6 protein-coding genes and 1 pseudogene are annotated in these 5,944 nt (G+C 69.5%); 1 reads left to right on the plus strand and 6 read right to left on the minus strand.

The window, feature by feature from the left end:
* Positions 1–213: 213 nt before the first annotated feature.
* The gene (locus ACWC9T_RS40280; RefSeq protein WP_449826008.1) at positions 214–651 is read right to left on the minus strand and encodes a hypothetical protein; all 438 of its coding nucleotides are present in this window, start codon (positions 649–651) and stop codon (positions 214–216) included.
* 186 nt (positions 652–837) lie between these two features.
* Positions 838–1,032 (minus strand): annotated as a pseudogene (locus ACWC9T_RS40285) (glycosyltransferase family 2 protein); the annotation flags it as partial.
* A gap of 102 nt (positions 1,033–1,134) precedes the next feature.
* Between ACWC9T_RS40285 and ACWC9T_RS40290 the strand changes: the two are divergent.
* Positions 1,135–2,196, plus strand: a complete 1,062-nt coding sequence (locus ACWC9T_RS40290) for a phosphotransferase (RefSeq protein WP_449826009.1) — start codon at positions 1,135–1,137, stop codon at positions 2,194–2,196.
* Here ACWC9T_RS40290 and ACWC9T_RS40295 read toward each other — a convergent pair.
* The 4 genes from ACWC9T_RS40295 to ACWC9T_RS40310 form a co-directional block, all read right to left on the minus strand.
* Positions 2,186–2,323 carry a hypothetical protein gene (locus ACWC9T_RS40295; protein WP_449826010.1) on the minus strand — a complete coding sequence of 46 codons (138 nt, stop codon included), beginning with the start codon at positions 2,321–2,323 and terminating at the stop codon, positions 2,186–2,188. The two genes, ACWC9T_RS40290 and ACWC9T_RS40295, sit on opposite strands and share 11 nt — an antisense overlap.
* A 70-nt stretch (positions 2,324–2,393) precedes the next feature.
* Complete coding sequence (locus tag ACWC9T_RS40300) at positions 2,394–3,506, minus strand: transposase (protein WP_449826011.1); 1,113 nt, start codon at positions 3,504–3,506, stop codon at positions 2,394–2,396.
* Between the two features lie 181 nt (positions 3,507–3,687).
* Entirely contained in the window at positions 3,688–4,476 is a 789-nt protein-coding gene (locus ACWC9T_RS40305; RefSeq protein ID WP_449826012.1) for a hypothetical protein, read from the minus strand.
* Between the two features lie 427 nt (positions 4,477–4,903).
* On the minus strand, positions 4,904–5,500 hold the full coding sequence (locus tag ACWC9T_RS40310; RefSeq protein WP_449826013.1) for a hypothetical protein: 597 nt from the start codon (positions 5,498–5,500) through the stop codon (positions 4,904–4,906).
* Positions 5,501–5,944 lie beyond the last annotated feature (444 nt).

A 5,944-nucleotide genomic window follows, 5' to 3' on the forward strand; every position in this document is an offset into this window, starting at 1 on the left:
TGCGCCGGCCGGCACGCGATCACCCGAACGGGACCGAGAATCGAATCTCCGTCCGGCCCTCAAGCCCCAAGAGCGCTTTGATCACGGCTTCTCAGTCGATCTGGCCTGTTCGGCTGGTATACGTGACTGCGCCACCGCTGTAGTGGTTCCAGCTCAAGCACCCGTCCGTCGGCGTGGGTCGCTGGCCCGTTCGAACTGCGCCAGCCGGGACAGTCACGACCCGGGACGAGGCCTCAGGTTCTGCTCTTCCCACGCCTCGTTCGCTTCGATGTAGAGCGGTTCCAGATACTCCCAGGGGTCGATACTCTGCTCGCGCATCTCGCGCTCGGCGCGCCAGTGGATGAACCGTGAATGGGGAGTCCCGAAGACCAGGCGCCGATCGAAGTCGATGTTCGAGGCCTCGGTGAGCCACTTCACCAGGAGGCCGGTCATGCTCAGGTTGAACTCGACGAAGGGGTGATTGCGCTCCCACAGAACAACTGGCCACTGCTCGGGGATGGCACCCGTCGTACGCCAGTAGACGGCGCCCCACAGGTCACCGTTGCCGTCCACCAAGCGGAGCCCGCACACCAGCGCCCCGGGCTCCGGCCACAGCGGATAGTCGGACTTCGCGTGCAAGAGCCACGCGGTCTTCTCGCGGGTCGGGGTCATTTGACCCACGGACGCGATCCCCGACTCGTGCTCTCCGCTCACAGCGGGGAGCACCAGATCCGACTACGACGCCTACAGCTACGTGGCCGGAGTCGGTTTCAACGCCGCCACCGACTGACAGCTTGCTGCCTGCCGACCCGTTCGTCGGCGGGCAGCAGTGGCGGTGATAATTTCGCCGGCCTCGGGTCCGGCCAGGGCGTCGGCTCCAACGTTGCGGCCCTCGGGGATCCCCAGGTTCTCCGGAAGGGCCAGAGGGGTGACGCCGTCAGGCACGTAGTCCGGTTCGCAGCCGTTGCCGACGATGACCACACGCAGGTCGGCCCCCTCCTGGGCGAGGAGCGAGGCCATCGCCCGAGGAAACTCTTCGGGGCGGTCGTTCATGGTGAGGACTACCGCATCGATGCTGAGCCGGTCGCCGCTCGGCCGGTGAGCGGTGGCCCGAACCGGCCTCGCCTAGCCCTCGTCTCCGCTAGCCTGCTTGAGGTGACGGAAGCGATGGACGACGCCTCGTGTGGCTCGCGCTACAGCAAGATCGAGGAGGACCTGGTGGTCCTCGGTGAGTCCTTCGGGCTCGGTGAGATCCAGGCGTGCCACTTCCTGCCCAACGGTCTGATGAACGGCAACTGGCGGCTGGAGACGGCCAAGGGCGCGTTCGCCCTGAAGCGGATCGTGGACGTGCCGCTGCCGCTCGCCCGCCGCAACCTCGCGGTCCTGTCGGAACTGGCCGACGCCGGCGTTCCGGTCGGACGGCCGATGGCCACCCCCTCTTGGGAGACCGTTGCGGAGGTCGCGGGCCGCGGCTACTGCCTGATCCCCTGGTTGGAAGGCGACCACCGGCCCGGGACGGAACTCCCCCTGGACCAGGCGGCGGACCTCGGTGTCCTGCTCGGCCAGATCCACCGGAGCCTGAACCACGAGCGAACCGCCCACCTGCTGCCGCCGGCATCGGAGCCCCCGGCAGCCCCGGTGATCACCCCGTATTGGGCGCGCGCCGAAGCGGACCGCTTCCTCAGGCTGATCGCCGCCTTGGACAGCCCGACAGCTTTCGACGCCGAGGCGGCCCACGCGCTGGGCGAGCGCAAGGCACTGCTCGACAAGTACGCCCACTTTCACCCCCTCACCGAGGTGGCGGCCGGCCCGGTGGGCTGGACGCACGGTGACGTGCAGCACCGCAACGTCCTGTGGCGCGACGGCAAGATCGCCGGGGTGATCGACTGGGACCGCATCCGCGTGCGCCCGTTCGGCGAGGAGGTCGCCCGCACCGCCACCGTGCAGTTCGGCGGTGAGGACGGTTTCCTAGACCTGGAGCGGACGTCCGCGTTCGTTGCCGGCTACCGGTCGGTGGTGCCGATCCCGGTGCCGGCACTGGCGGACGCGGTGGAGCGGTTGTGGTGGAAGCGTATGTCGGACTACTGGCAGCTGGTCTTCCACTACGACCGTGACGACCACTCGTGCGACCACCTGTTCCTGCCCGCCGAGCGTTTCCTGGCCTGGTGGACCGAGCGGCGCGAGGCGGTGCAGGAGGCGTTCGCGGCTATGCCGTGACCGTGCGGGCCAGCACGGCGGAGAGGGCCTCGGCGACCTGCTCCATGTAGCCCGGCGCGGGGATCTGCGGCACCTTGAGGACGATCATCTGCCGCATCGCCTTGCGGAAGTGGGGCAGCTCGTCCATGGCCGGCGGTCGGTAGGGGCTGCGGGCCAGGTGCGGCCAGAAGCGGGCCTGAGGGGTGTCAAAACTCGGATCAGGCCGCTGAACTGGGGGTTCCCTGCGGGCTGCGAGGTGACTGGATCGGGGCGCCGTGGTACTCGTTGAGGAGTCCGCCGAGTACTCGACGGCGCCGAATGGCTGCGGTGGGCAACGGGATGACGTTGGGTTCGTCGTCCGGGGCGCGCAGCTCCAGGCCGCGGTGGGCGCGGCCGGTGTTGTAGTGCTCGGTGTACTCGGCGAGGACGGCGCGCAGATGCCGTTCGCCGGTGATGAGCAGTCGGTCGGTGCATTCGGCGCGCACGGTGCGTATCCACCGTTCCGCGAAGGCGTTCGAGCGCGGGCTCTGCGGCGGAGTCGGGATCACGGCCGCGCCGTTGCCGGCGAAGACGGCGTCGAAGGCGGCCGTGAACTTGGTGTCGCGGTCGCGGATGAGGAACCGGAAGCCCCCGGCTCTGTCTCCCAGGTCCATCAGCAGATTCCTGGCGAGCTGCGCCACCCACTCGCCGCTCGGATGGGCGGTGACGCCGAGGACATGGACACGCCGGGTCTTGATCTCCATGACGAAGAAGACATACAGGCGCTTGAGGAAAACGGTGTCCACGTGCATGAAATCGCAGGCCAGAAGCGTGTGAGCCTGGGCATGCAGGAAGGTCCGCCAGCTCTGCCGGGAGGCGCGCTGCGGTGCGGGCGGCAGTCCGAGGCGGCGAAGGACTCGGCGGATGGTGGCAGCGGCGACCCGATGACCGAGCCGTCGAAGCTCCCCTTGGATTCTGACGTAGCCCCAGGTCCGGTTGTCCGTGGCCAGGCGCCGGATGAGCGCGACGAGTTCGTCGGGCAGCGGTGGCCGACCGGGCCTGGCCGGTGGCTGTCGCCACTTCCAGCGGACCAAGCGCCGATGCCAGGCCAGCAGCGTGCCCGGGGTGACCAGCCGGTGGCGGCGCAGCGCGGTCGGTAGCTTTCGGGCGAGTGCGGAGAGTACCGCGCGGTCGGCCCACGACATCCGTGGTCGCTCGATCTGGCGGCGGAGCAAGGCAACCTCGTGACGCAGGACGAGGATCTCGGCGTTTCTCGCAGCTGACGAGCGCCCCAGTAGTGTCAGCCAGTCCAACACCCGGCAGAAGATCAAGTACAGCAGTCGCAGACCCACGAACCCCGATCATGCCCGTGAGACGACCACTTGCAAAGCCGCTGCTCAGCCACCGTACGACAGTAAAGACACCCTTCAGGGGTCGCGCAGCGCCTGGACGGCCTCGAATCCGTGATGGGGCACGGGGCCGCCGTTGCTCGGGGTGCCGAGGCAGAGGACGGATGCGTGCTGTTCGTGCCTTTCAGGGGTTCTGCAGGCCGTTGGCCACCCGGAGGAGCTCGGAGGGCGAGAGCGCCGCGTGGTGCGGGTCGATGCTCACCACGGTGAAGGTACTGACGCCGTCGGACCAGGTGAGGGCGCGTTCGGAATCCGTGTCGCACACGAGGGATGCGCTGTGGCCGTTGACGGACATCGGTGGACCGGCATGGGTGCCCGGTGCCGGGTCGTGGGTGCCGGCTGCGGGGAGGTTTTGGGTGATGCTCAGCGCGGGTTTGCCGACGGTCGCGTAGTAGCGGGTCCAGGAGGGCACGGTGTCGCTGCGGTTGTACGGATTGGGAGTCCAGGGTCCGGCCACGGAGCCGAAGACCTGTGGGACGTCCGATATCGCGGTGAAGCCCGGGGGGAGGTAGCCGACGTCGGCGAGCCGGGCGGCGGGGAACGGGACGAAGGGCTTTCCCGTGTTGGCCTCCGACAGCTGTCTGGTCCCCAGAGGGGCGTGGAGTGTGAGACTGACCAGACGGCCGGCTGAGGGGCACTCGTGGGTCTGGTCCACGGTGCGCCCGGTCTTCAGATCCGCGGCGACCGTCTGCGGCGTCTCGCGCGCAAACAGCCGCGGTTCGGCCTCCTGGCACGGTGCCCACATGACCGGTGTTGTGAGGGTGCGGCCGTCGGCGCTGAGGAGCACCTGGCTGAACAGCCCCGCGTCAGCTCTGGGCTCGCGGTCCGCATAGCGCACCACTGCGGACAGAGTAGCCAGGGCGACGACGGCGCCCACGACGAGGAGGGCCTTGCGGCGCCCCGGTGATGGCATTCGACCACTCCACGTTCGACGGCACGGCCTGTCCTGTTCGACCCGATGTCACCACAGTTCCAGCGCTTTCGCGGTGGCCCGCCCTCCGGCGAGCGACCGTGACACTGTTGGGCATTGGGCGCGTCGGGTGATAGTACACACGTCCCCGTGGAGCGCCCGGCGCAGGTGTGCCGGGGCGGGGGGAAGGCGTTCGGTGCCGCAGTCGACCGTCCCCCGTGGACGTGGCGCCCGATGGTGTGCACGCCCGCCCGGGATCCCCTTCTTCCCGGCCCTGCCACGACAGTACCGCACCCGCCTTCGACCCGGCCCGGCGAAGCGGGCCCCACCGCACCCGCCGTCACCTTCCATACCGCCCACCGCTCCGCACGGCCCGCCGACGTGCCCGCGATCTCCACCACGGCCCAGGCGGCTCCTCGAGGCCCGGGTACTACCGGCCGGCTGGGGGACCGGGGCGGCCCGCGCCCTGACGGGCGAGGGCGGCGGTCCACTGCGGGAACTGCGTGATCGGTACGCAGGACGCGGCGGCGGCCTCGGGGCGCACTGCTGCGGCGGGGAGGAACGCGACGCGGCAGTGGCGGCACAACCAGGTCTCCCGCCACACCCGTTGGAGCTTCTGCCACTGTCCATGGTCGTGCGGCCACTGGTCGGCCGTGTCCCTGCGACGGCTCCGGTGGTCGGAGTGGACGGTGAGTCCGATGCCCAGAAGGACCGCCGCAACGAGCAACGCGCCGTAGTGGTAGCCGACCCGGTACGCGGCCTCGGAGCTCCCACCGTCGTCACCGGAGAGCAGGGTGCGCAGGCCCAGCAGGCCCAGCAGGCCGAAGAAGCCGGCCAGAACGAAGAAGGTGACTGCGACCCCGGTCGTGGCCCCGCGCTCCGGCGGCACCGCCAGCAGCTCCCGGGTCGGCGGGTCCAGGGGCCGATCGGCGTCCAGCAGGGCGTCCTGTACGGCGGCGGTGTCGTCCGCGGCTGCGCACGTCGGGCAGGTGATGCTTATCGAGAGGTGGCTCCGGGGGTGATGCACGGTGGGTGTGGGAAAGCACGTAGTACAGAACAGAAAACTGACTGCCCGTATGGCCGACGCCGGACTTCACCGGGTCCGTCGGGGCCTGTTCGGTGCCTGCCGACGTTCCCGACGTCCTGGTCGTCGTCCTCGCGCAGCTGCGGCCGTGAGGACGACGCTGTGCCACGCGTTTACGAGCTGGATGAGGGCGCTCGACCTGGTGAAGGACCGCCTTTGTGACGGTGCGTGGTGCGGCGGCAGGCGTGGATGGCGGTGAGTCCAATGGTCGGCGGCAGGGCTGCGCGGCGGCGTCCGGGTCGGGTGTGCTGCTGGGCGGCCGGAGGGTCCCGGGGTGTCGGCTGATGCGTTGAGAAGCCGTTGTCTTATCGGACGTGATCGGTGTATTTCCGCTGGTGAGGCATAGTGTCGGCCGCCGGACGGCAGGCTTGATCCATCGGGATCGTG

The organism is Kitasatospora sp. NPDC001159, from assembly GCF_053598235.1.